Genomic DNA, 23,541 nt, shown 5'->3' with positions numbered 1-23,541 from the left:
GGTATGGTGTTCTTAAAGGCATGAGAAAAATTCTCTTTGTTATATTTTTACTTTTAAGTACGAACGCTCTGGCAGCCCGCTCCAATACGGAGTGGAGTTTGCATTTAGACACAAAACTAGATGTCACGTATTTCCCCGAAGTGTATGGCGAGGACACCAATCAAGAGTTCTATAAACTGGAACTTGATCCCATTTACAACTGGAAATACAAAGATTTTTTTCGTTTTTATTTAAAGCCCACTTTTATTGCCGATCCCAACAATAAATCCGATGAAGAAAAATATTTTTTTGATCTCAGCGAAGCCTACATTCGCTATCAGACGGAAAGCTTTTCGATCAAAGCTGGGAACAATATTTTCACCTGGGGAGTCACTGACGGATACAATCCGCTGGATGTGATCAATTCCAGACAGTATTTTGATCCCCTTCACAGTCGCAAATTAGGAGCAACTTCTTTGGTTTATGCTCACACTTTCGATAATTGGGATTTAGAAGCTGTCTATATTCCCAAAAATCGGGGATCTACAATGCCGGGGCCGCAAAGCCGCTGGTTGCCTCGCGAGGTGTTTGTTCCTGAAACTCCGGATAACGATATTGTTTTACTTTTACCAAAAACATTACGTTACAGCTACACCTCACGACAGGATTTGGATCATGCGCTGGATAACAATGCCGCCCTTCGCATTCAAAGACGTGGCAGCTTTATTGATTTGGGCTTAACGTATTTCGAAGGCGTGGCGTCCTTTCCTTTAGTTCAACCCATGGTGACCGGTACGATTGTGCAAGTTTCGCCAAAGACGGTGGTGCAGGTCGATCCTGATGTGGTTCTTAACACCAAAAATTATCGCATCCGTCAGGGTGGATTTACTTTTGTGAGCAATCAATGGGATTTTTTATTTAAATATGCGACCGCTTACACGCAAAGTCTTGGCGATGATAAAAACCTTCCTGGTTGGACCCACGAAAATGTTTTGGGATTCGAGAAGACATTCAACATTGGCTCTGATGCGGTTTTAATCGCGATTCTTCAGCATTCTTTTATTTCTTCTGAAAGGGAAAACGACTCGAACCTTTCTTACACAGAAATATTTCGTCGCGCTTGGATGTTGGGGGGAAGAATGACCTGGAAAGAAGTTTGGAATTTTTCTCTTTTAGGTCTTTATGATCAAATTCACGGAAGCAATTACGAGGAAGTGACGTTAGGTCGCCGCTTCTTTGATGCATGGCTTGTCTCCCTCACAGCAAGCCTTATTCAAGGCCCTAGCGATACACCGCTTGGAGTGTACGAGAAGAATGACTCGTACACTCTGTCGGTTTCAAGATCCTTTTAAGGAGACAACTGCAGAACGATATCCTGATTAGCAGGTGCAAGCACCTTCTTGATCTTTAAAGAAAGATCATCGCTTAACGGAATACTCGGAACAGCTACACTCACCGTCCGCCCCCAAAGAGAACCTACGATACGGTCACGAATGGTTCCTGAAGAGAATTTTCTATTGGCTCCATATTTATTTAGGTAGCTGGAATCCCATTGCGGTGTCAGTCCCATAATTGGATCGACAAACGTGGCTTGTGCTTTTCCGTTTTCCACTTTGAGTCGCACCGTTGAGTTTAACGGAATAGAAAAATTCATAAATGGAACATAATTTCCACTCTTCGGAGCGTTCATTTTCGCCAGCAGTGTGGATTTCATTTTATACTCCAGACCCGAGCCCTGAATATCCACGTCTTTATTGGAGTACACATCAAAGCGGAACTTTGCTGACTTTGAGAAGTTCATCAGTTCCGGCCACACCCACCACTGAGAAAATCTGGAGTTCATCAAAGTAGAAAAACCGGGAAGCTTGTCTGATGTGACCTGATGCAACCAGGAGTTTGCAGAGTAAGCTCTGCGCATGACTTCTTTGACAAAGCTCTGCGGTAAACGCAAGCGCGCCTGATCCGTTTTAACATCTTCGGTCTTGGGATCTAAAGTTAAAACCTTGAGACCGGCATCAGCAGATTTTTGAAATTGAATTTCCAAAACACCTTTGATTTTAGCGCCGTCATTTCCAAGATCTTTGTACTCATTTACTTTCATCAGAATACTCAAATCGGGACGAGCGACAATGAGTTGACGAGGTTTGGAAAAATCAATTTGAATATCTTTGAGATAATCTTGCACGTATTTTTTTAGTAATTCTTTTTGCGGTTCAACGAAACTTTTTGAGTCATTAGCGATCTTATTAATCTCTTGCTTGATAAGATCCGCAAAACCTTCCACACCTGAACACTGAATTCCTTGCGAAGTCCAACTTCCCGGCAACCAAGAAAGATTCACGGCTTGCACCTCTGTTCCGGCGCGTGTGTTTTCCAAAGACGGAGCAATCACGACAGAGAAAGATCCTTTCCCCGGTGTTAAATTAAGAACGACGTCTTTACAGAGAGCCTGCACGCGGAAGCGACCGATAATGCCGCCCACTTCGCGCTCGACAATATGATCAACGGAAACTTCTCCCATGTGCAGTTCCGCCTGCATATTTTTAGACGTTAACTCCAACAGGCTTTGACCGTCGCTCAGAGACGGTTTTTGCAAATTCGTTTTAATCTTTAAAGAAAGTTGTTTGAGTCTTACTGGGACATCTTGAGAAACAATCTCTTGATCAGGAAATTGCCAGTTTCCCTGGAATTCTTTGTTCATGAGCGTTTCCCATTTTTTATCAATGATATTTTGTTGAAACTGTCTAGGTAGCGACAATTCAAATTCTGAATTAATTTGCGAAAAACAAAATCCGTGTGAAGATATAAAGAATGTAAATAGCGCGGCCGATAGGCCTTTCGTCGTTATCATTGTTTTTTTCATCATTGTTCCCATCATCATGTTTTAAGAATACGGCGAGAGAAGAAATTTCTAAAGGATCTTGTTCCATAAGAATCGAAAGAAGACATGAGCATGAAGAAAAAGAAAACTGAAAATTCGAATTTTCCAAATTCCGTCAAAAGAATCTCCATTTCCTCACTACTTATAGTTTTCGTTCTTACAGTCCTAGGGCTTTTCGCTCTCCCAAAACTACAGACGCAGTACAGTTTAAAACAGTTTCTTCCTCAGGATAATCCGCTATTGAAGAGAGATGAACACACACGACAGCTGTTTCAGCTTTCTGACTCGCAACCGTTCATCATTACAGCAAAGATTCCTTCCGAGAGCGAGACCTGGTTTCAAAAAGAAAAAATTCAAAGCTTAGAAAGACTCACAGATCTTCTTGCGCACTTCCCAGGAGTGAAAAACACTCTGAGTTTAGCAACCGTTCAAGGCGCAATAAATAGTGACCATGGTCTAAGTGTTGGACCCCTTTTACAAAGCCTGCCAGCAGAAAAGTGGCAATCTGAAACTTTGAATAATCCTTTAATTTCTCCAACACTGATCTCTAAAGACGGAAAAACCGCTTCGGTCATCGTGAATATCAAGCCCCTGAACACCCAAGAACTTTTACATCTTCGTCAGAACTTGGCTGTAACAGCAAGTGCCTCCGTGCCTTTTTCTCACGTTGAAATCGGTGGTACGCCCGCTGTACAAACAGATGTCGGCGTTCTTTTGCAAACCGAAATTCGTAACTTCGTGGTTCTGGGTTTTATTGCGTGCTTTTTAGTCTTAGGACTTATCTTTGCGAATTGGTCGCCGCTGATCATTTCATTTATTGTGATCCTTTGCGCGAACATCATGGTGCTTGCAGTGATGGCCCTTGCGGGATATCCGTTCTCGATTCTTTCAAGCACGATTCCCATTCTAACGACCGTAGATGTGGTGTCTTTATGTATTCATACGCTTTTAAGGTTTACGGAAGAAAGAAAAAATCAACCGCACTTAAGTCATCATCAGTTGGTGAACTATACTTTTAGAACTCTTTTAGGCCCGAACTTCTTTGCCTCAACCACAACGATGATTGGATTCTTGGCTTTACTCACTGTGAAAGTGCCCTTGATTCGCGATTATGGTTTAACGGCAGCCATGGCTATTGTCATTGGTTGGATTGCAACGACGGCTCTTCTCTTTCCTCTTTTGCACTTCCTGCCTGGACCGCGCGCTCGCGAATGGGCGTGGAGCAAGGCGCGTTGGGCTTTGTATCTTTTTAGAAGATCTGGGGTGTGGGCCTTCTTAATTATTCTTGTCTGTTCAGGTTTAGCTTTAAAGGGCCAAAGCCTTTCGTGGTCTGCCCGCCTTTTTGATGATCTTCCGACAAACCATCAAGTGCGTTTATCAACAGAGACAATCGATAAAGAGCTTGGCGGCATGATTCCGGTTGATATTGAAATTAAAGGTGCTGCTGACGTGTGGAATGATCCGAAGCTTTTGGCAAAGCTTGATCAACTCTTAAGTGATATTCGCGCGCTTAATGGTGTCGGCAGCGTGGTGGGCCTTCCGGATTTAGTGGCTGCAGCCAATCTTCATCATTCCCGTCTTCCGGCAAGTCGTTCTTCAACGGCTGAGATTTTCTTTTTGTATTCGCTTTCCAGCAACAGTCCTTTAAAGAATTTTTTAAATACGGATTCCTCCAATACACGGGTTTCCGTGCGAACACGTGATTTGCCAGCCAATGAGCTTCATTCTTTGGTGGCGAATATTAAATCCATCACGCAAAGCAGTTTCCCGAAGATGACAGTGGAAGTGACCGGGATGGGTTCCACTATTCATCATTTGAACAATGAACTTTCACATGAGTTGATCTTTGGCTTCTGGCAATCCATGGCTGCTATTTGCCTTGTTTTGATTATTGTCTTTAGATCTTTGCGCTGGGCTTTGGTGGCTTGCATTCCAAATTTAGTTCCTCCGGCAGCTCTTTTAGGATTTCTTGCGATTTCGCAAACGCCGATCAAACCTAGTGTGGCGATTATTTTTTCAATCGCTTTGGGTCTAGCGTTTAACAACACAGTTTATCTCTTGGAAAGACTGCGCATGATTCAAAAGTCTTCGAAATCAAAGAATCTTGAGATCGAAAAAACTTTGTGGCGCGAAGGAAATCCTTGTCTGATATCAAGCCTGACTTTGCTAGCAGGATTTTCAGTGTTTATGGCCTCTTATTTTGCCATGAATCGCATCTTTGGCTTCTACATGCTTTTGTCGATGCTGGCTGGTCTTGTCGGAGATTTGATTCTTCTCCCAACACTCTTGAAAAGTTGCCCGTGGCTCTTGACTTCAGTACCGTGGAAAAAGGAGAAAGTTATGGCTATAGCGTCTTCATTTGTTCTTGTTCTTATGATTTCATTTGCACCACGCTTTGTTCAGGCCGAAGCAACAACAGCTCCTTCCGTACAAAAAATTGGTGAGGAGATGAGCAGTCGCTTGCGTTCTCATGACGAAGAGTTCGTTGTGAATATGAAAATCATTGAAGCCGACGGTTCAAGCAAGGATCGTCAGATGCGCATTTGGAGATTGAGCCCCGAGAAAAAAGAACATTATCTTTTGGTGCGCATGCAAAAGCCGCAAGATCTTAAAGGCACAGCCCTTCTTGCAACTCTCAAAGGCGAACAAGAAGACAAGTGGATTTATCTGCCATCTACAAAACAAACACGAAGGTTGACGGGAGAAAGTGGTCAAGGAGGCATTCTCGGTTCTGAACTCAGTGTTGAGGATTTCGATTTTAACCACGAGCAAGGTACGCAAAACGCTTTAAAAAAAGAAATCGAAGTCAAAGGGAAGAAATATTATTTGATTGAGAGTGATGTGAATTCCACATCGGCGAACTATTCCAAAATCGTGAGTTACGTTGCCGCGAGTGACTACCTTCCCGTAAAAGCGGAATGTTTTGATAAGCAGGGAAAACTTTTAAAAGTTCTAGATATCACAGGCTACAAAAAGGTATCCCCGACAAAATGGCGCGCGGGAAAAATCAAAATCCGTAACGTGCAAAACAAGCGCGGAACCGAAATTACCATTTCTCAGGTGAAAATTGATCAAAATATAAAATCCAGCCGCTTTACTCCGAAAGCTTTGGCTGAAGACTAAAGATGATCTGCGAAAAGATCCTTCACGCGTTCCGGCGGAAGCTGGAACGTGATCGCTCCTAATTCTTTTAAATAGATTTCTAAGATTTGATTGTCGTTGAGCTTTGGGAATTCTTTTTTCAAAGCCTGCAGCAACATGCCTTCAGCCTCGCGGATCATCAATCCAATCTCCCCGCCGGTATTTCTTTCGAGATAATAAAGAACGAAAAGATAAGGCATCTTTTTTACGTCTTCGAGAACTTTTTTAAGACGTTCACGGATTCCCATGGATTTTGTGCGCTCAATATTAAAGAAATTTGAAAGCACAAATTTGTAAGCCTCTTGCAAGGCTGATTTCTTTTCTTTTCCGAAGTAATAATAAATCAACGATCGCGTGATCCCAGATTCGCGGGAGATATCCGTTAAGGTCCACTTCAAGTGACCTTTTGCAACTTCCATCTTCAAAATCGCATTACAGACCGCAAAATAAATATCTTCTTTAGACTGAGTTGCCATACCGCAATTTTGACAAAAACCCCGGAAAAGTGTCAATGGAAGATCGAGTTTTCGACAGATTTCCCCTTTTCCTGTCAACTCGATTCCGCGACATAGGACCTAAACTCAAATAGATTACCTTCATCAAAACAAAGGAGAGTTTTATGTTCGCAATGGATTCTGTCGTACAAAACTTGGGTCAAAAATACTTAAAGACCTATGCAAACTATATGAGCGTGAAGCGCGCCGATCTTTTAACGAAGCAAGAAAAGAACTACGCAAGCCTGCGCCGAAATCTTTCAGGCACCCGTTTACACAAAGATCTTCGCCTTTCTCACATACAAACTTACGAAGAATTCGTGAACCACGTGCCTGTGCATGGTTATGACGACTATGCTCCTTATGTTGATATGATCGCAGCAGGACACAAGAACATCTTATTTAAAGACAGCGTTGAACACTGCGGTCTTTCATCAGGAACTTCAGGCAAGGACAGCAAACGCGTTCCTTATAACGAGCGAATGATTCAGATGTTCTTAAAGTCCCAAAAGCGCATTGCGAGCAAACTCAGCGCTTTAGAACCTGACATTAATTTTCTTAAAGTCGGTCGTCTGACGTTTGGCTCCGATCCTTATTTGTACTCGCAAAACGGCATTAAATTTGGATATATTTCTGGAATCTTAAGCACGCGTGTTCCAAAGTCTTTGGCAAAAAATACTTTTCCTTCCAGCGAAGTATTGGCGATTTCCAATTGGGACCGCAAAATTGATATGCTTATCAAAGAATCCTTAGAACAAGACATTCAAGTCGTCAGCGGAATTCCGACTTATATCATCAGTATCCTTGAGGCGATCTTACAGAAAACCGGAAAACAACATATCAATGAGATCTGGCCTCATCTTAAAGTTTTTATTTATGCCGCGACACCCATTAAGCAATACCAAGAGCGCATCAACCGTCTTGTGGGCCACGAATTGAATTATTATGGCGTCTATGCAGCCACAGAAGCCGCTATAGGTCTTCCTTATGAGAAATATCAAAATGGCCGTCAACGGTATATTTTAAATCCCGATCTTCTTTACTCTTTTACGCCCGTTGTTGGTGAAAAGAAAAATTTAGGTCTTCATGAAATTGAAATGGGTGTTGCGTATTACATAAACATCGGTGCGCCGAATGGATTTATTCATTACTCCATGAAAGATGTGATCTGCTTTGAAGAATACCAGGGTGACTTGGTATTTGAATTCGTCGGCCGCAAAAGCACAGGGATGAATTTAGCTGCAGAAAAAGTGAGTGATGACGAGATCCTCGATTGCTACTTGGCGACAAAGAATCTCACAAACGTGGATCTTCGCCATTTCTTTTTATCTCCGATAATGAAAGACGGAAAAGCATCTTATCTTTGGACTTTGTTTGTGCCCGCGCACAGCGAAGTGAACACGGAACTTTTAGCTCACACTTTTGAGCAAGAAATGCAAAGACTGAATGGCGACTACAAAGACTGCCGTGATGTCGGAGTTCTAGGTCCTGCGCAAGTGACCATCATGAGTGCGGATTACCTGCAAAAATACTTTGAACAAAACCGCAGCCGTGGCCAGTTCAAAATGAAAACGACTTTTGAAACGGCGGAAGAGTATTTAAATTTCATCCGCACTCACCTCGATCAAGACGAGGTTCTCCAATGATTTTGTGGTTGATGCTTGTCGGATTTCTTTCCGCCTTTGCTTTGGGGCCTGCGAGTTTTAATATCATTCGCAGTCTTATTAACAAACGCACTTGGCCTTGGGATTCTATTGCGGGATTTCTTTTAGGTGATATTTTTTATATCACCTTGGCTTTGCTTTTACTGCAAAGTCCGCTTTTGCAGCTTACTTGGCTTAAAACACTTTTAACTGGACTGACTGTCGCTTCTCTGGTTCTTTATTCCGGGAAAATTCTTTTTCCTTCCCTGAAAGACAAAGATCAGGAAGTGAAACCTTCGCAACAACAACAGCAAGGCTTTAAAAGCAGCCTTCTCTTAACTCTTTCAAATTTCCATTTGGTTTTTATTTACGCAGGACTTTTCGTCAATATCAGCCACAGTCGGCATTTTTCTTTGTTTGCCGGAGTGATGGCTTATTTTATGGCATTCCTTGTGACTTTCTTTGCACTTCTTTGGGCCCTTCGCTCTTTGCAGAGTTCTTTGAAGAATGTTCTTAGAAGAATCGAAATGGTTGCGGCTTTTGGATTTCTTACTTTTTCCGTCTATCTGTCTTTGGAGATATTATGAAACACATCCTTTTTATTTTTTTACTTCTTCCCTCTTTGTCGTGGGCTGACTGCCTTCTTAAGCAAGAACTCCACGGGCAAAGACATTTTATTTGCCAGGCTCCGGGAACCAGCAAAGCGATTCATGTGCTGGACCTGCAAGGCGGATTTGCAGAGACGGCTTACTATCATGGCTATTTTCTTCGCAATGAAATTGAGCACGGCGTTCTTAAAGGCGTGCAAACTCGGGCTGATCAAGCCTTTGGTGAATTGAGTGGTAAAGAGCGCGAACAGGTCATGCTTATTAAAAGATGCGTGATGGACAACTATCGCGCCAGTGTCTCTGACGATTTCAAATCAGGTCTGCAGAATCTTTATAAAGGTCTTAAGGACGCCGGCAGTCCTGTTGACTGGAAAACTTTTGAAGAGACCAATTATATGGTTGAGTTTTCAATTTTCACAGATGCTATGCAAAGACAGCTCAGCGAAAATCCACGCAAGGGAAAGATGCAAGTATTCGCCTCTTGCGCACCTTATTTTATCGGACATTCACTTTTAAAACCCTTTAAGATTTTAGCAAAGGGCTTACGTTCTATTAAAATGGGATGCACAGGGATTAGCGCCTCTGCCAGCAGCTCCACGGATGGAGCCCTCGTCCACGGAAGAAATTTTGATACCGGTCTTCTGGGCTTCTATGAGCCTGAACAAGTGGTCGTGATCAATAGACAAAAAAATGGAATTACTTCTGTAGGCTTAGGCTCTGCAGGTCTGCACTATGCCGGTGGCATCAGTGGATTTAATAACTATGGACTTTCCGTAAGTCTTCACGAGTTGCAAACAGAAGGCACCAAGATTCGCTATGAGTCTGGAACATCCGACATTGCTCCTTACCTTCTTCATTCAATCATTATGAAAGCCCGCACTTTGGATGAGGCTATCTCTATGATTAAAACAAGAAAAGGCTTTGGTGCGTGGACGTTTTTTATTTCAGATTCCAAAACAGATGAAGTCGCATCTATTGAGTTAAGCGGAAACACCGTTGTCGTCGCTCGCCGTGCGAAAAATAAATTCTTAGGACAGAGCAATCACTTCTTAGGCGATGCGACCAGCCAAGAGGGCTATGAATACAGTTTGAATAAAACTTTAGAAACCAGAGCCCGCCTCGCTCACGTCTCCCGCACTTTGCAAGAGGACTGGGGACACATCGATTATCAATGGGTGATCAATCGTCTTTCAGGACACCAGGACGAACTGGTAGGTCCGCGCAGCTTCGGTCGCACGACCACAAAAGTTTATACCGCAGCCACACACGTGATGGTTCCGGGCCGTCAAGAATGGTGGATGAGTTTGCCGGAAACCTATCCGACAAACCGTTCTCATTTTGTTGGTTTCAGATTGAGCCAAGGCACTACGCCTGTTGAAATCATCGGCGTGACAAAAGCGTGGGAAGATCCCAATAAAACGCGTTGGTATGATTCGATGAGTTCTTACATCCGTGCTTATTTATCGAATGAAAACGACAGTAAAACAATTGCGGGTATTGATAGAACCTTGGGTCTTTTAGAAAATGCGGCTCGCACAGCGGAAGAATCCCAGGTTTACGAGTTCCCTTATCACTTCATGTGGGCCCGTATTAAAGTTTACCGCGCAGCCCGCTTGATCATGCAGGGGCAAAAAGACATGGCCTATCAGGATCTCGTCGAAGCCCAAGAAAAGTTTGCGGAAATTTCTGCTAAAGTCGGTTCGACTTTACATCCTTACGAACAATTCCAATTAAATCTTTGGAACTTTCGTGCAGAGACCTTAAAACCTCAAGCCAAACAAAACAAATCTTTCCAAGGTTCCGCGCAAGTCCGAGCTCAACAAGTGATCCAGAACTTGATTCAACAGTATCCTCGTCAAAGCGAACTTTATGATTTGCAGTGGAGTTTAGGTGAAAGTGCCCAGCTCTATATCGTGCTTGATGCAGAAATTCGCTTAGGCACCGTCGAATAAATCTTTTACTCAGTCTCAGCCAAAACACGGCTGAGACTGCCGTCTTTTTTCATGCTTTCAATTGTTTTAGAAAAAACCTCTGCAAGCATTTTGCCCTCTTCGGTATTTTGAAAGGCATAGAATACGACTTGCTGAGAAAGAGGTTTGTTCTTATCAAACTCAATGTCTTTTTCACCACTGAGCTGCAAGGCCTTTATTCCGGATCTTTGCTCTACAACGAAAGCATCAATCGTTCCACGTCCCAATTTTTTCATATTTAGGACATCATCCGTGGCAAACTCGAAATTGATTTTTTTGTTCTGCACAAGCTCTTGAACATAAGGATAGCGGAATGTCAGTCCTACCTTATGACCTTCGAGATCTTTCAGAGTTTTAAACGGGCGGCCTTTTTTATAGAAGATATAGTCGGTTTTATAATAAAAGGGAGCCGTTTTTGCAGAGAGCTTCGGTATGTACACGTCCAGTGCCGGAAAAATTCCGTCTACCTTATTATTACTAAATGCCAAAAGAGTCTTCCCAGTGGGATACACAACAATACTGAGGTCCCGATTGTTGCGCTTAGCGATTTCTTTTGTGAGATTAATGAAAAGACCTTTTTCCGTATTCTCAACCATCAAAGGAATAGGAAATGTCGCAAGAACCAAAGGCTTTGCAGAGGCAAAGAAAGGACATAGCAAAGCTGCGAAAACGTACCGACTTATTTGCATAACTAAGTAGATGTTTATTGAAAAAATTAAGCAAGTCTTTTCTGCAGCAGTGAATGTTACAAATTAAGTGCAATATTCTTTGCGCCCAATGTGGAATTTCGTTTTCCTTGAAATCCCTCACGAACAAAAACTTCAAAACCTTCTCTGCGCAAAGCGCGTTTCAAACTTCCCTTGCAGGCATACGTCGAAAGCACACTTTGTTCCGCACTGCCTTCATGAAGCAGCTGCACTAAGAATTCTTCCTCCCAAAGATACGGAGATGTTTTCGAACTAAAAGCATCATAAAGGATGCAATGATACTTTGAGGTCAGTTTGACATCCGCCGATAGGGCGAGCTGAATGTCCTCTAAAGATCGAAAGTGATACTTTAAAAATTCTTGAAGTGATTCTTTACTAATATCTGTTCCTTGAAGGACCGATCTCGCTGCAGCGTCATAAGTCTCTTTGACTTCCCGATTTAAGTTCTCTGTTTTTCCATGCAGCCATTGATAAAAAAACTCGCGCAGTTCAGGAACACTTTCATAACTTGTGATAAGTCCGACCTCTTTCGCCGTTTTTCCTAAAAGCAGAGCTTCCCGGGCAATCGTCATCTCTATATATCCAAGCCCCAGGCCCACGATTAAAAAGTGAGGATTCTGAACTTTTTCAAGAACATCGTGGATGGGTTTTCCATAGATCAACAATGTCTCAGCGCAAGCTCCGCCAGAATGATGCATGGATTCGCCGCGATCCTTCGTGGGGTCCACGGATTCTAGGAGGCGCAAGCTCGGGCTTTGATCCCCCGTGATCTCAATTTCAAATCCAATGTCTTTCCAAAACTTCATTTGATTGACTTCCTGCGATAAAAACTTGTACAAAGCTTCCAATGGAAAAAGGTTGGTTAGGTCTTCCCTATCATACAATTAGTGAGCACTACAATAAGCTCTTCGGAGAAAAGGTCTATAAGGTCCCTGTCTCTGTAGTCGATGATTGTCCGAACCGCCGCGGTCTTAAAGGAATGCAGACCTGCGTTTTTTGCGACGTGTGGGGCTCTGCCGCCAATGCCGAAAGCCTTTCCATGGAGTTGCGCACGCAGATTGAAACCTATCAATCCAAAATCAGTGCGCGCTACAAAGCCAAAGCTTTTTTGATCTACTTCCAAGCTTACACAAATACGTTCACAAAAGTGTCGGCTCTTCGTCACAACTTTGATGTGGCTCTTTCTTATCCCTGGGTGAAGGGTTTCACGGTGGGAACTCGTCCTGACTGTTTGTCGAAAGCGGTTTTGGATTTATGGCAGGAGTATCACGAAAAATCTTTTGTCGCTGTCGAACTGGGCGTGCAGAGTTTTTTTAATGATCAGTTGGAATTCATGCGCCGAGGACATACCGCGGAAGCTTCCATTGAAGCCGTTCACAAGATTGCCTCTAACACGAAAGTGGATTTAGGAATTCATCTGATCTTTGGAAATCCAGGCGAGACGGATGAGCATATTATTAAGACCGCTGAGATCGTAAACACTCTTCCGATCACCAATGTAAAACTTCACAACTTGCACGTCTTAAAACAGACTCCGCTGGAAGAGATGTATCATCGTGGTGAGTTCATGCCGATTGATCGTGATACCTACGCTCATCGCGTGGAACTCTTCTTACAGCATTTGTCTCCCCGTTTTGCTCTCCATAGGCTTGCGGCTTACTCTTCTCGTTGGGATGAATTGGTCGCGCCAGAGTGGACGAAGGATAAAATGGGCACACACCAGTACATTATTGATTATTTGCGCGCGCAAAAGTCGTATCAATCGCAACATTTCCACGCCCAGAGCGAAGAAGATGTCCTTGCGCAAACTGTTCTGCAGAAAAAATCAATTCCTTTGGCCTCAGACCTTGCTTAGTTTCTGCACAATTTAAGATCGTGTAAGATCAGTACAGGAAATTCCTCGTTTAAAACAGCCCTAGACAGACTTTTCAAGCTAGACTTTGGTTTTACGAGGTAAAATGACAGACTCTTGCCAATTTTGTTTGCATTAGAACTGAGTCAAGCAGATCACCGAATCTGCTTAATTGATGAGCAATGTCACAAAAAAGTTGGCGTTAATTGAAAAAATATTCTTGCAACTTCAAAGAAAGAATTACAGGATCAGAATTGAGATCGATACCCGCCTTATTGATGAGGCACCCACAAGAGACCCCTAGATATAGGGGTGAGACTTAAGGGAGGTTGACGAGCTACAACTCTGGACCAACAGCTAAGGATTAGCGATTCAGTCTCAAACAATACTTACATTTATATATTGAACCGTGATCTGAATTTTTGCGAGGGGCAAAAATCCGGGTCAGGGATTTTTTTGCCCAAATGGAACGGGGCAGAGGGGATACACCATGTTGGAAACAACAGCTCACATCATGAGAGTTAAAAAGAGAGATGGCACACTTGAGCCCGTCGACGTAACAAAGATCGTTGAACGCGTGACTCGTAACTGCCAAGGCCTGACACAAGTGGATCCACTTCGTGTAGCTACAAAGGCGATCAGCGGTCTTTATGATGGAGCGACAACAAACGAGCTTGATAATCTTTGTATTCAAACAGCTTCTTTGCTGATCGGTGAAGAGCCAGAATATTCTCGTTTGGCAGCCCGTCTTCTTTCTACATATATTGATGAAGAAGTTCGTTCTCAGAAAATTCAATCTTTCGCGGACTCTGTGGCTTTCGGTCACTCTGTAGGTCTATTGTCTGAGACGACTTATAAATTCGTAGAAGCGAACAAAGCAGCTCTTTGCGCGGCGATTGAGCCTTACCGCACAGACCGTTTTGAATACTTCGGTTTGAGAACTGTTTACGATCGTTATCTTTTGAAAAACCCAATGTCACGCCAAGTGTTTGAGACGCCTCAATACTTCTTTATGCGTGTGGCTTGCGGTCTTGCTCAATCTGTTGAAGAAGCTATCGAATTCTATCGTTTGATTTCTTCTCACGATTACATGGCTTCAACTCCGACTCTTTTCAACTCTGGAACAACTCGTCCTCAGATGTCTTCTTGCTATCTTTTGGACTCTCCAGATGACGATTTGCAAGCGATCTACAATAAGTACACAGATATCGCTTTGCTTTCTAAATTCGCTGGCGGTATCGGTGTTGCTTACTCTCGCGTTCGTTCCCGTGGTTCTTTGATCAAAGGAACGAATGGTCACTCAAATGGCATCATTCCTTGGTTGAAGACAATGGATTCTTCTGTTGCCGCTGTAAACCAAGGTGGAAAACGTAAAGGTGCTGCCTGCGTTTATCTTGAAACATGGCACGCGGACATCGAGGAATTCCTTGAACTTCGCGACAACACAGGTGACGAAGCAAAACGCACTCACAACTTGAACTTGGCAAACTGGGTTCCAGATTTGTTCATGAAGCGCGTTGAGACAAACGGCATGTGGTCTTTGTTTGACCCACGTGTGGTGCCTCATTTCGTAGACACTTACGGTCCTGAATTCGAAAAAGCTTACGAAGAAGCTGAAGCGAAAAAACTTTATGTAAAACAAATCAAAGCTCAAGACTTGTATGCGCGCATGATGAAAACTTTGGCGCAAACAGGTAACGGCTGGATGACGTTTAAAGACGCTGCCAACATGAAAGCCAACCAAACTGGTGAAGCTGGCAACGTGATTCACTTGTCTAACTTGTGTACTGAAATCCTTGAAGTGACTTCAAACAAGGAAACAGCGGTGTGCAACTTGGGTTCTGTGAACTTGGGTCGTCACGTTGAAAACGGTCAGTTCAACTTCGAAAAGCTTGCGAAATCTGTTCGCACAGCTGTGAAGTACCTTGATCGCGTTGTGGATATCAACTTCTACCCTATTCAAACAGCTCAGGACTCTAACCACAAATGGCGTCCAGTGGGTTTGGGTGTGATGGGTCTTCAAGATGCGTTCTTCCAATTGAAGCTTCCATTTGATTCAGCAGCGGCTCGTGATTTGTCTGCGAAAATCCAAGAAGAGATTTACTACAATGCTCTTGTGACTTCTTGTGAACTTGCTGAGAAATACGGACCTCACGGTGCTTACGAGCAAACAAAAGCCGCTAAAGGTTTGTTGCAATACGATCTTTGGGGTGTGACTCCTTCTCAACCAGAGCGTTTTGCTCAGTTGAAAGAGAAAATCAAAAAGCACGGTTTGCGCAACTCTTTGATGATCGCGATTGCTCCAACAGCGACGATCGCTTCTATCGTAGGTTGCTACGAAGCGATCGAGCCTCAAGTATCTAACTTGTTTAAACGTGAAACACTTTCTGGTGAGTTCATGCAAATCAATAGATACTTGGTGTCTGAGTTGAAATCGATCGGTCTTTGGAATGAAGACATCCGCAATGAGATCAAACTTCAAGACGGTTCTATCCAAGATGTGGCGGCAATTCCTCCACAATTGAAAGAGTTGTACCGCACAGTTTGGGAAATCCCAATGAAGTCCTTGATCGACATGGCGGCTGATCGTGGCGCTTACATCGACCAAGCTCAATCTTTGAACTTGTTCATGGAAAGCCCGACTATCGGTAAAGTTTCTTCTATGTACATGTATGCATGGAAAAAAGGTGTGAAAACGACTTACTACTTGCGCTCTCGTCCAGCGACGAAGATCGCAAAAACAACTGTGAAGTCTTCTTCGACAGGAGCAGATCTTTCAGCAGCAGCGGCGAATTCAATGGATGCAGCCCCCGTTGCTCAAGAAGCAGCACCTAAAAAGACTTACACAGACGCTGAAGTCATCGCATGTTCTTTGGAAAACCCAGAGGCTTGTGAAGCTTGTCAATAAGGCGGCGGTAGCCGCGAAGAGTGAAGGCGTCCTTCGGGACGCCGGAACTGAATCTGCGGCTCCGGCCGCGGAGTGCCGAAGCGCCTTAGGCGCGCAGGCTGAACCAGCTCCTTTTAGGAGCACACATACATGGAGTACGTTATGATTCTAGATCCAGGCTTTAACTTAACTTTGCGCCCAATGAAATACCCTGTTTTTTACGAAATGTACAAAAACGGTATCAAGAACACATGGACCGTAGACGAAGTTGACTTCTCTACAGACCTTGTTGACCTTCACTCAAAAATGACTCCGGCAGAGAAACATTTGATCTCTCGCTTGGTTGCATTCTTTGCAACAGGTGACTCTATTGTTGGGAACAATCTTGTATTGAACCTTTACAAGCATGTGAATTCTCCAGAAGGTCGTATGTACTTGTCTCGTCAGCTTTACGAAGAAGCTTTGCACGTTCAATTCTATCTGACTCTTTTGGATAACTATATTCCAAATCCAGACGAAAGAGCGGAAGCTTTCGCTGCCGTTGAAAACATTCCTTCCATCAAAAAGAAAGCGGATTTCTGCTTTAAATGGATTGATTCCATCAACGAACTTGAAGTTCTAAACACAAAAGAAGATCGTCGTCGTTTCTTGATGAACTTGATCTGCTTTGCAACTTGCGTGGAAGGTTTGTTCTTCTATGCGGCATTTGCTTACGTGTACTTCTTACGCTCAAAAGGTCTTTTGGCAGGATTGGCGTCTGGAACAAACTGGGTTTTCCGTGACGAATCTATGCACATGGCTTTTGCGATTGAAGTGATCAAAACGGCTCGCCGTGAAGAACCAGATCTTTTCAATTCTCAAATGGAAGACATGGTTACGCAAATGCTTGAAGACGCTATCGAGTGTGAGATGGAGTTTGCGAATGACGTTCTTCAATTGGGTGTGGCAGGCTTGTCTCCAAAAGACATGCGCCAATACCTTGAGTATTGCGCAGACCAACGCCTTGAGAGCTTGAATATTGCTCCACGCTACAATGTGAAAAATCCATTTGCGTTCATGGAGCTTCAAGATATGCAAGAACTTGCTAACTTCTTTGAAAGACGTGTTTCCGCTTATCAAACTGGTATCAGCGGTGCGGTTGCTTTCGACGAGACTTTCTAAGCGCCATTGAAAAACTTCATATTCTGGTTTTTTTTCTTTTTAATTTGCATGGGGGTAGGATTTCTTCACGGAGTTCTGCCCCAAGGTCTTTCTAGAAGCTACTTTATCAGTCCAACTAAAATCCAAGTCCTGACCACGGATGAAATCTTTTTTCCTGAAGAACTTCGTGAAAAACTAGAGGACGAACTTCATGTGAAGTTTTCAGTCACCATCACTCGTGATTGGGATGGAATTTTAGCTAATACGGTTGCCAGTCCCTCTGCGGATTTGATCTTTCTTCCCTCCTTTTGGGCTAACACATTAGTTCATCAAAATCTGCTCTCCGATATTTCAGGTCCTCGCAAAGAACTTTTACAGAGAGTGGCTTCTGATTTTACCGGGAAAGCTCAAGAAGGATTTTATTTTCTGCCGTTTTATTGGATGAAAACAGGAATTAAAATTCCTCAAGAGGAAACTTTCCCCGACTTTCTTAAAAACAAAAAAGAACCGATTTTATTTTTACTCGCCGATGAAGATCTTTTGTTGAAGCACTTTCAAGTGTGGAAAGAACAAGGTCTTTGGGATCAAGTGGCGCAAAAGAAAATTCTGACTTTGCAACTAGATCAACTTACCAGAGAACTTCCTAAAGAAGGCGCAATGGAAGCCTCTTTAACTCAAGAGTTTAAGGGAAATTCCTTTCCGCAGCTTTCAGCTCTTCTGATGTGGGGAGCCGCGATTCCAGCCAACTCCAACCAGAAGAAATTAGTTTTGGAAGTTTTGGATACTCTGACAACACCGGAATATCAGGAAAAGTTTTTATTAAAAACACCGTTTAATTCGGCATTCTCGACAGTGACGGGGAATGAAATTCCTCTTCAACGTCGCGCCACTTTTATTCGTGATCTGCAACTTAAAGACACTTTAATTCTTGAAGGCAAGGATCAGGACGCCAAAAACAAACTCAAACATGAGTTCAACTTTATTCTCTAGCAACAGACCTCACAATTCCTTAATCCTTGTGTCTCAAAATGAGATATGGAATCTCCAGTAACAACGATTGTCGTATTCTAGACCCGCGAAGCTCACAAAACCCTGTTAAAAAACCGATAAGATAGGTATGAGAAACGGAACGTATCATGTCTTTGCTCTTCTTCTATTTTTGTCATTGAAGGTCTTTGCCTCACCGAATTCTTTAACCTATCAAGGACGAATTTTAAAATCAGACGGAACTCCGTTAGAATACAATAACGTTAGTTTCCTGTTTGAAATCACAAATCCCAACGGAAACTGCGTTTTGTATCGCGAGCAAAGAAACACTGTGAACATGATGAATTCCGGTGGTGTGTTTGATGTACCTATTGGTTCCGGCACAAAACTTTACCCATCCAATCCTCTTTATACACTTCTAGATTCTTTTAATAACTCCAAGGTGCAAAACTGTGATGGCGGAGCGACTTACACTCCTACACAAGGAGACATTCGTCTTTTAAAAGTGCAGTTTCACGATGGTGTGGGCTGGAAAGCGATTTCTCCCTCCAGTGAAATCCGCTCCGTTCCTTACGCCGCCTTTTCTTTAGCTGCAGAAAAATTGGGAACTAAAACTGAAAATGATTTCGTTGCGAAAACAATTCTTCCCACTTGCGTATCTGGAACTTTTTTATCCTGGGATGGAACGAGCTTTAGCTGTGATGCCGTCAGTGGCGCCAGCGGTGGGACTGTAACGAATGTCACTTCTACAAATGCTTATTTAACAATTATCAATAACACGTCGACTCCCCAACTGACTTTGAACGTAGGAACTTCTGCAAACACCGTGGCTGCCGGAAATGATTCCCGCTTTACAGATGCCCGCACTCCGACGGGAATAGCTGGTGGTGATTTAAGCGGCGCTTATCCCAATCCATCTGTTGTAAAAATTCAAGGGACGGATTTGAATATTGCCGTTCCCGCCAATGGACAGTTTTTAAAATACTCTAGCGCTCAGTGGGTAAACTCTGCGATTGCGATTTCGGATGTTACCAATCTTTCAACAACTTTAAGTGGATACCTTACGACGACAGCCTTTAATACAGCCGTAGCCGGTGCAAACTGTGCTGATTATGAAACTCCTTATTGGAGTTCGGTCGCCGGAAAATTTCTTTGTCAGCCCATCAATGTTTCTGTTGCCGGTGACGTGAGCGGAAGCATTGGCGCTGTGAGTGTAAATAAAATCAAAGGCGTTGCAGTTGATTCAACAATACCGACCACAGGACAAGTTCTTAAGTATGATGGAGCGAAGTGGTCCCCTGCTGCCGATAACAATGGCGGTGGAACCGTGACTAATGTCAGCGGGACGGCTCCTATCAGTGTAACTTCGGGAGCGACCACGCCAACGATTTCAATTTCTCAAGCCACGACTTCCACCAATGGATATTTGAGTTCAACGGATTGGAATACGTTTAATAACAAACAAGCTGCTGGTAACTACATCACAGCACTTACTGGAGACGTTACCGCAACAGGTCCTAATTCTGCAGCGGCCACTGTGGCTAAACTTCAAGGAACGACTTTAACGATTACGACTCCATCGACAGGACAGTACTTAAGACACAATGGAACGGCATTTGTGAACTCTGCTTTAACGGCCAGCGATCTAAGTGGAACTGTTCCCGTTGCAAATATTCCGAATTTAGATTGGTCAAAAATCACAACGGGAAAACCGACGACCCTTTCCGGTTACGGTATTACGGATTCACTTGTCACGAATGCCGGAGGAACCCCTTCGGTGCAAACAGGACTTGATGCAAGTAAACCGGCCTCACCTGCCGCGGGTTCTCTTTATTTTGCGACAGACACAAATAAAATTTATCAATACAACTCTGGCGCTTGGTCCGTGATGGCCTCTGCTACCGGATCTGGTGGCACGATCACGGGAGTCACAGCCGGAACAGGACTTACTGGTGGTGGATCTTCTGGAAGTGTAACATTAAGTCTTCCGAATTCAGGTGTCACTGCCGGTTCTTATACACGTGCTAATATCACTGTCGATGCCCAAGGTCGTGTAACGGCTGCTAGCAATAGTGCTGCAATTAATCTTACTTCTGATGTCACAGGTGTTTTACCGATTGCCAATGGTGGCACAGGTGGAAACACAGCGATCGCAGCCTTTAATGCGCTTTCTCCGATTTCAACTAAAGGCGCGTTGATCTCAAATGATGGAACAAATGATGTGAGCCTAACCGTCGGAACAAATGGCCAGGTTCTTTCTGCTGATTCCACGCAAACCAGTGGTCTTAAGTGGATCACTCCAACAACGGGAACCGTAACAAATGTCACGGGCACTCTTCCGATTGTTGTCGCGACAGGAACCACAACGCCCGCAATTTCAGTGAACGATGCTACGACTTCTGCGAAAGGAGTTGTGCAAGTAGGTTCAGGTATCGCGGTGTCTTCGGGAACTATCAGCGCTGACCCCGCAAGCTTCCCGTCCGCTGTTCCGGTTACAAAAGGTGGTACAGGTGCAACCTCGATCACAGCCAATCGTCTGATTGCTTCAGATGGAACAGGTTCTGCTTACACTCCATTTACTTGTGGCGTGGGACAAACTATCACATTTAATGCAAGCGGTGTTCCCGGATGCCAAACGTTTACGGCTGCTGGATTTTTTACCAATGGTGGAAACTCTTTTGGTGGAGCAGCAACTTTAGGAACCAACGATGCAAACTCGCTATCACTAAAGACGAACAATGCCATAGCGGTCACAATTGATACTACCGGAAAAGTAGGTATGGGAACCGTGGTCCCTGTTGATTTACTCACGATTTCCCAAGCAGATGGCTCTGGGGGCTTGACGATTTTAAACAATTCCTCCACCGCTTCACGCTCCCCTGGAATTATGATTAAGAACTACACGGGAACTTTTTCTGGCGGCGGAGATCTGATTTTTGAAAGTGCTCGCGGAAGCAGTATTTCCACGTCGGCCATTGCAAGCGGCGACAACCTTGGACAAATCCTTTTCCAAGGCTTAAGAAGCGGATCCAGTTATTCCACAGGCGCACAGATCTACGCGCAAGCTTCTGAAAACTGGACCGCTGGTACATCAGGAACAAACTTAATTTTTAGCACGATCAGTTCCGGTAGTACGAGTGTGAGTGAACGCATGCGATTGGACGGCGGCACAGGAAGACTTGGTATTGGTGCGAGCTCCCCGAACAATCTTTTGCAAGTCGGTCCGAATGGATCCCAGGCCAGCAAGTTCGGTATTTACGTCGGTTCTTATTTAAGCAGCGCCGGACAAGCGCAGTACGTCGGTAACTGGACAAGTTCTAATTACTGGGGTATCGGCCCGGCAACGAATGCTTCCGACAGCGCTCTTCGTATCGGTATTGCTTCAGATCAACAGGGCACTTGGGCTGCAACTCAAAACATTAATTTACAAATTGGTGGAACCGTCAACACAAGCTATGAAGGTGGAGACGCTGCTTACTGGGCCAAATCCTCAACGTCTGCGTCTGTTAACTCCGGTGGTTCTTTTATCGGAACGCGAACTCGCGGAACTATTGCAGCTCCGACTCACCCGCTGGCAGGCGATTTACTTGCACAGTTTCTTGGGAAAAACGGAATTACTAATAATGCCAATCCAGGCATGGTCATCTGGGCTTCCGAGAATCAATCACCAACGGCTTTAGGTGATTATATCACCTTCTATACAACGCCGAATGGCACGACGACTTCTCAACAACGTATGCGCATCACAAACGACGGTAAAGTCGGCATCGGCACGAACAATCCAGGAAATCTTTTAACTCTGGCAAACTCTACTTCCGGAAGTCGTCTTCTCAATATTATTCCCACTGGAACAGTCTCGGATCAACGGGCCTCAATGTTGTTTGGTGACTTTGAAGTCGGACAAGACTCGATGGTGAATGGAACAAAAGACTTTTTTATTTGGGATGGAACAGCCCCTGCAACTCGTTTTCATATCAACACAAATGGTTGGGTTACTTTCAATAAGGGCGGCGCCAACCCTGCCTTCGCTCCTTTATCTTTGTACAATTCTGCCGCTCCTTATATGGGATACGAGGAAGGCGATACAGGTCAGAAATTTTACGTTGGCGTTGACGGTTCTCAATATTGGATTCGCCCGGGTCCTACGACGGCCTCGGCCAATGCCTTTACTGTCTCTGCGGGTGGTCTTGTCGCTATCAATGCCTCCACAAACCCGAGCAGTCTGAATTTATGGGTGAATGGAACCGCCGGCGGTACAAGTGCTTATCAAAACCTTTCTGACAAACGCCTGAAGAATCATGTCGAGGTCGTTCCGCAAGCTTTAGAAAAAATTATGAAACTTCGTGGTGTCACCTTTGACTGGCGCCAGGATGTGCGACCTGAGCTGAATCTACCGAAAGATAAGGACATGGGAGTCATCGCTCAAGAAGTTGAAGCGCAATTCCCTGAAGCTGTGAAAACAGACAGTCAGGGATATAAGTCTGTCGCTTACACGAAGCTGATTGGTCCTTTGATTGAATCGACAAAAGAGCTTGCGGGTATTTGCAGATTGAATGACTCACAAATTGCGAAGTTACAAACCATGGTGGAAAAACAAAGTCGTGAGATTGCGTCTTTAAAGAAAGAAAATGCAGAACTTCGCGAGGCCATCTGCGAAGTGAATCCAAAAGCTAAAATCTGTAAGAAATAATAAAAAGAAAAAACGTAACTCTTATTTAGAAAGAGTTACGTTACTAGCGCCTTGAGCGTCGTTCGTCACAAGGGAGTTGTTCGCATCCCAGGCTTGCAAGATAAAGCGAAGGGAGTGCACACCCGCTGCCAATTGTCCCGTGTTCAAAGCCAAATTAAAGCGGCCGTTTTTACAGCTAGCACTATTGGTGTTATTTGCCGTTGTAGGATTGATATCTACAACGAAGTCATTGAGTTGCACTCCAGATCTTAAAACGATGATGGAATGTTTCGGATAAGTTGAAAGATAACATTCACCGGAGACTTCAACACGATCTAAACCTGTGGCTTGAATGGTGGGATTAAAAACTTTCAAATAAAGTTCTTCAGACTTCGGAGCTTTATCTAAAGCGTTGGCAGAAGGATCGTCTTTTTGATCCGTCAAAAGCGAATTGCCGTTGATCGGCTGACACGCCGATAACAACACAAGAAGACTTGAGATTCCTGCAAGTTTAAACGCTGAAGATTTCATAGATCCCCCACCCTTATAGAATAAATGAGGGAGCCGCAGAGCTAAACGAGTT

15 protein-coding genes are annotated in these 23,541 nt (G+C 43.9%); 10 read left to right on the top strand and 5 right to left on the bottom strand.

Features of this window, described 5'->3' with window-relative positions; all coding sequences use genetic code 11:
- Window positions 1–20: 20 nt before the first annotated feature.
- Window positions 21–1,331 (top strand): hypothetical protein, encoded by a 1,311-nt coding sequence (locus ACLSSO_RS09245; RefSeq protein ID WP_413944757.1) that lies wholly within the window; start codon window positions 21–23, stop codon window positions 1,329–1,331.
- On the opposite strand, the gene ACLSSO_RS09240 is transcribed toward ACLSSO_RS09245, so the two are convergent.
- Window positions 1,328–2,680, bottom strand: coding sequence for a hypothetical protein (locus tag ACLSSO_RS09240; RefSeq protein WP_413944756.1), 1,353 nt, complete (start codon window positions 2,678–2,680; stop codon window positions 1,328–1,330). The genes ACLSSO_RS09245 and ACLSSO_RS09240 overlap by 4 nt on opposite strands.
- Window positions 2,681–3,100: 420 nt before the next feature.
- Between ACLSSO_RS09240 and ACLSSO_RS09235 the strand changes: the two genes are divergently transcribed.
- Window positions 3,101–5,983 carry an outer membrane lipoprotein-sorting protein gene (locus ACLSSO_RS09235; RefSeq protein WP_413944755.1) on the top strand — a complete coding sequence of 961 codons (2,883 nt, stop codon included), beginning with the start codon at window positions 3,101–3,103 and terminating at the stop codon, window positions 5,981–5,983.
- On the opposite strand, the gene ACLSSO_RS09230 is transcribed toward ACLSSO_RS09235, so the two are convergent.
- Window positions 5,980–6,477: a TetR/AcrR family transcriptional regulator gene (locus ACLSSO_RS09230; protein WP_295899243.1), complete on the bottom strand. Its 498-nt coding sequence runs from the start codon at window positions 6,475–6,477 to the stop codon at window positions 5,980–5,982. The two genes, ACLSSO_RS09235 and ACLSSO_RS09230, sit on opposite strands and share 4 nt — an antisense overlap.
- 143 nt (window positions 6,478–6,620) lie before the next feature.
- Here ACLSSO_RS09230 and ACLSSO_RS09225 point away from each other — a divergent pair, with 143 nt between their 5' ends.
- Genes ACLSSO_RS09225 through ACLSSO_RS09215 form a run of 3 tightly spaced genes read left to right on the top strand, consistent with a single transcriptional unit; the run spans window position 6,621 to window position 10,698 of the window.
- Window positions 6,621–8,141 carry a GH3 auxin-responsive promoter family protein gene (locus tag ACLSSO_RS09225; RefSeq protein ID WP_413944754.1) on the top strand — a complete coding sequence of 507 codons (1,521 nt, stop codon included), beginning with the start codon at window positions 6,621–6,623 and terminating at the stop codon, window positions 8,139–8,141.
- Entirely contained in the window at window positions 8,138–8,725 is a 588-nt protein-coding gene (locus ACLSSO_RS09220; RefSeq protein ID WP_413944753.1) for a LysE family transporter, read from the top strand. Before ACLSSO_RS09225 ends, ACLSSO_RS09220 begins: the two co-directional genes overlap by 4 nt.
- Entirely contained in the window at window positions 8,722–10,698 is a 1,977-nt protein-coding gene (locus ACLSSO_RS09215) for a C45 family autoproteolytic acyltransferase/hydolase (protein ID WP_413944752.1), read from the top strand. The genes ACLSSO_RS09220 and ACLSSO_RS09215 overlap by 4 nt, the downstream gene beginning before the upstream one ends.
- A 5-nt stretch (window positions 10,699–10,703) precedes the next feature.
- Here ACLSSO_RS09215 and ACLSSO_RS09210 read toward each other — a convergent pair whose 3' ends face one another.
- Window positions 10,704–11,405, bottom strand: a complete 702-nt coding sequence (locus tag ACLSSO_RS09210) for a substrate-binding periplasmic protein (RefSeq protein ID WP_413944751.1) — start codon at window positions 11,403–11,405, stop codon at window positions 10,704–10,706.
- Between the two features lie 56 nt (window positions 11,406–11,461).
- Entirely contained in the window at window positions 11,462–12,229 is a 768-nt protein-coding gene (locus ACLSSO_RS09205; RefSeq protein ID WP_413944750.1) for an MnmC family methyltransferase, read from the bottom strand.
- Window positions 12,230–12,270: 41 nt separating this feature from the next.
- Here ACLSSO_RS09205 and ACLSSO_RS09200 point away from each other — a divergent pair, with 41 nt between their 5' ends.
- The 5 genes from ACLSSO_RS09200 (at window position 12,271) to ACLSSO_RS09180 (ending at window position 22,979) form a co-directional block, all read left to right on the top strand.
- Complete coding sequence (locus ACLSSO_RS09200; protein WP_340591672.1) at window positions 12,271–13,278, top strand: TIGR01212 family radical SAM protein; 1,008 nt, start codon at window positions 12,271–12,273, stop codon at window positions 13,276–13,278.
- Between the two features lie 487 nt (window positions 13,279–13,765).
- Window positions 13,766–16,183: a ribonucleoside-diphosphate reductase subunit alpha gene (locus tag ACLSSO_RS09195; RefSeq protein WP_413944749.1), complete on the top strand. Its 2,418-nt coding sequence runs from the start codon at window positions 13,766–13,768 to the stop codon at window positions 16,181–16,183.
- Between the two features lie 141 nt (window positions 16,184–16,324).
- Entirely contained in the window at window positions 16,325–17,323 is a 999-nt protein-coding gene (locus ACLSSO_RS09190; RefSeq protein ID WP_340591670.1) for a ribonucleotide-diphosphate reductase subunit beta, read from the top strand.
- 48 nt (window positions 17,324–17,371) lie between these two features.
- Window positions 17,372–18,292: a hypothetical protein gene (locus ACLSSO_RS09185; protein ID WP_413944748.1), complete on the top strand. Its 921-nt coding sequence runs from the start codon at window positions 17,372–17,374 to the stop codon at window positions 18,290–18,292.
- 127 nt (window positions 18,293–18,419) lie between these two features.
- Window positions 18,420–22,979, top strand: coding sequence for a tail fiber domain-containing protein (locus tag ACLSSO_RS09180; protein WP_413944747.1), 4,560 nt, complete (start codon window positions 18,420–18,422; stop codon window positions 22,977–22,979).
- A gap of 21 nt (window positions 22,980–23,000) precedes the next feature.
- On the opposite strand, the gene ACLSSO_RS09175 is transcribed toward ACLSSO_RS09180, so the two are convergent.
- A complete protein-coding gene (locus ACLSSO_RS09175; RefSeq protein ID WP_295899209.1) occupies window positions 23,001–23,489 on the bottom strand; it encodes a hypothetical protein in 489 nt (162 codons plus the stop codon).
- Window positions 23,490–23,541 lie beyond the last annotated feature (52 nt).

The sequence above is a fragment of the Bdellovibrio sp. HCB-162 genome (assembly GCF_047344985.1).
Taxonomy (GTDB): Bacteria; Bdellovibrionota; Bdellovibrionia; order Bdellovibrionales; family Bdellovibrionaceae; genus Bdellovibrio.
Note: the sequence above shows the minus strand (reverse complement) of the source record. Positions and strands in the feature narration are given on the sequence as shown.

Coding starts and splice junctions, on each gene's coding strand:
- ACLSSO_RS09245 (WP_413944757.1), top strand. CDS start 21: ATGAGAAAAATTCTCTTTGTTATATTTTTACTTTTAAGTACGAACGCT.
- ACLSSO_RS09240 (WP_413944756.1), bottom strand. CDS start 2,680: ATGAACAAAGAATTCCAGGGAAACTGGCAATTTCCTGATCAAGAGATT.
- ACLSSO_RS09230 (WP_295899243.1), bottom strand. CDS start 6,477: ATGGCAACTCAGTCTAAAGAAGATATTTATTTTGCGGTCTGTAATGCG.
- ACLSSO_RS09225 (WP_413944754.1), top strand. CDS start 6,621: ATGTTCGCAATGGATTCTGTCGTACAAAACTTGGGTCAAAAATACTTA.
- ACLSSO_RS09220 (WP_413944753.1), top strand. CDS start 8,138: ATGATTTTGTGGTTGATGCTTGTCGGATTTCTTTCCGCCTTTGCTTTG.
- ACLSSO_RS09215 (WP_413944752.1), top strand. CDS start 8,722: ATGAAACACATCCTTTTTATTTTTTTACTTCTTCCCTCTTTGTCGTGG.
- ACLSSO_RS09210 (WP_413944751.1), bottom strand. CDS start 11,405: ATGCAAATAAGTCGGTACGTTTTCGCAGCTTTGCTATGTCCTTTCTTT.
- ACLSSO_RS09205 (WP_413944750.1), bottom strand. CDS start 12,229: ATGAAGTTTTGGAAAGACATTGGATTTGAAATTGAGATCACGGGGGAT.
- ACLSSO_RS09200 (WP_340591672.1), top strand. CDS start 12,271: ATGGAAAAAGGTTGGTTAGGTCTTCCCTATCATACAATTAGTGAGCAC.
- ACLSSO_RS09195 (WP_413944749.1), top strand. CDS start 13,766: ATGTTGGAAACAACAGCTCACATCATGAGAGTTAAAAAGAGAGATGGC.
- ACLSSO_RS09190 (WP_340591670.1), top strand. CDS start 16,325: ATGATTCTAGATCCAGGCTTTAACTTAACTTTGCGCCCAATGAAATAC.
- ACLSSO_RS09185 (WP_413944748.1), top strand. CDS start 17,372: ATGGGGGTAGGATTTCTTCACGGAGTTCTGCCCCAAGGTCTTTCTAGA.
- ACLSSO_RS09180 (WP_413944747.1), top strand. CDS start 18,420: ATGAGAAACGGAACGTATCATGTCTTTGCTCTTCTTCTATTTTTGTCA.
- ACLSSO_RS09175 (WP_295899209.1), bottom strand. CDS start 23,489: ATGAAATCTTCAGCGTTTAAACTTGCAGGAATCTCAAGTCTTCTTGTG.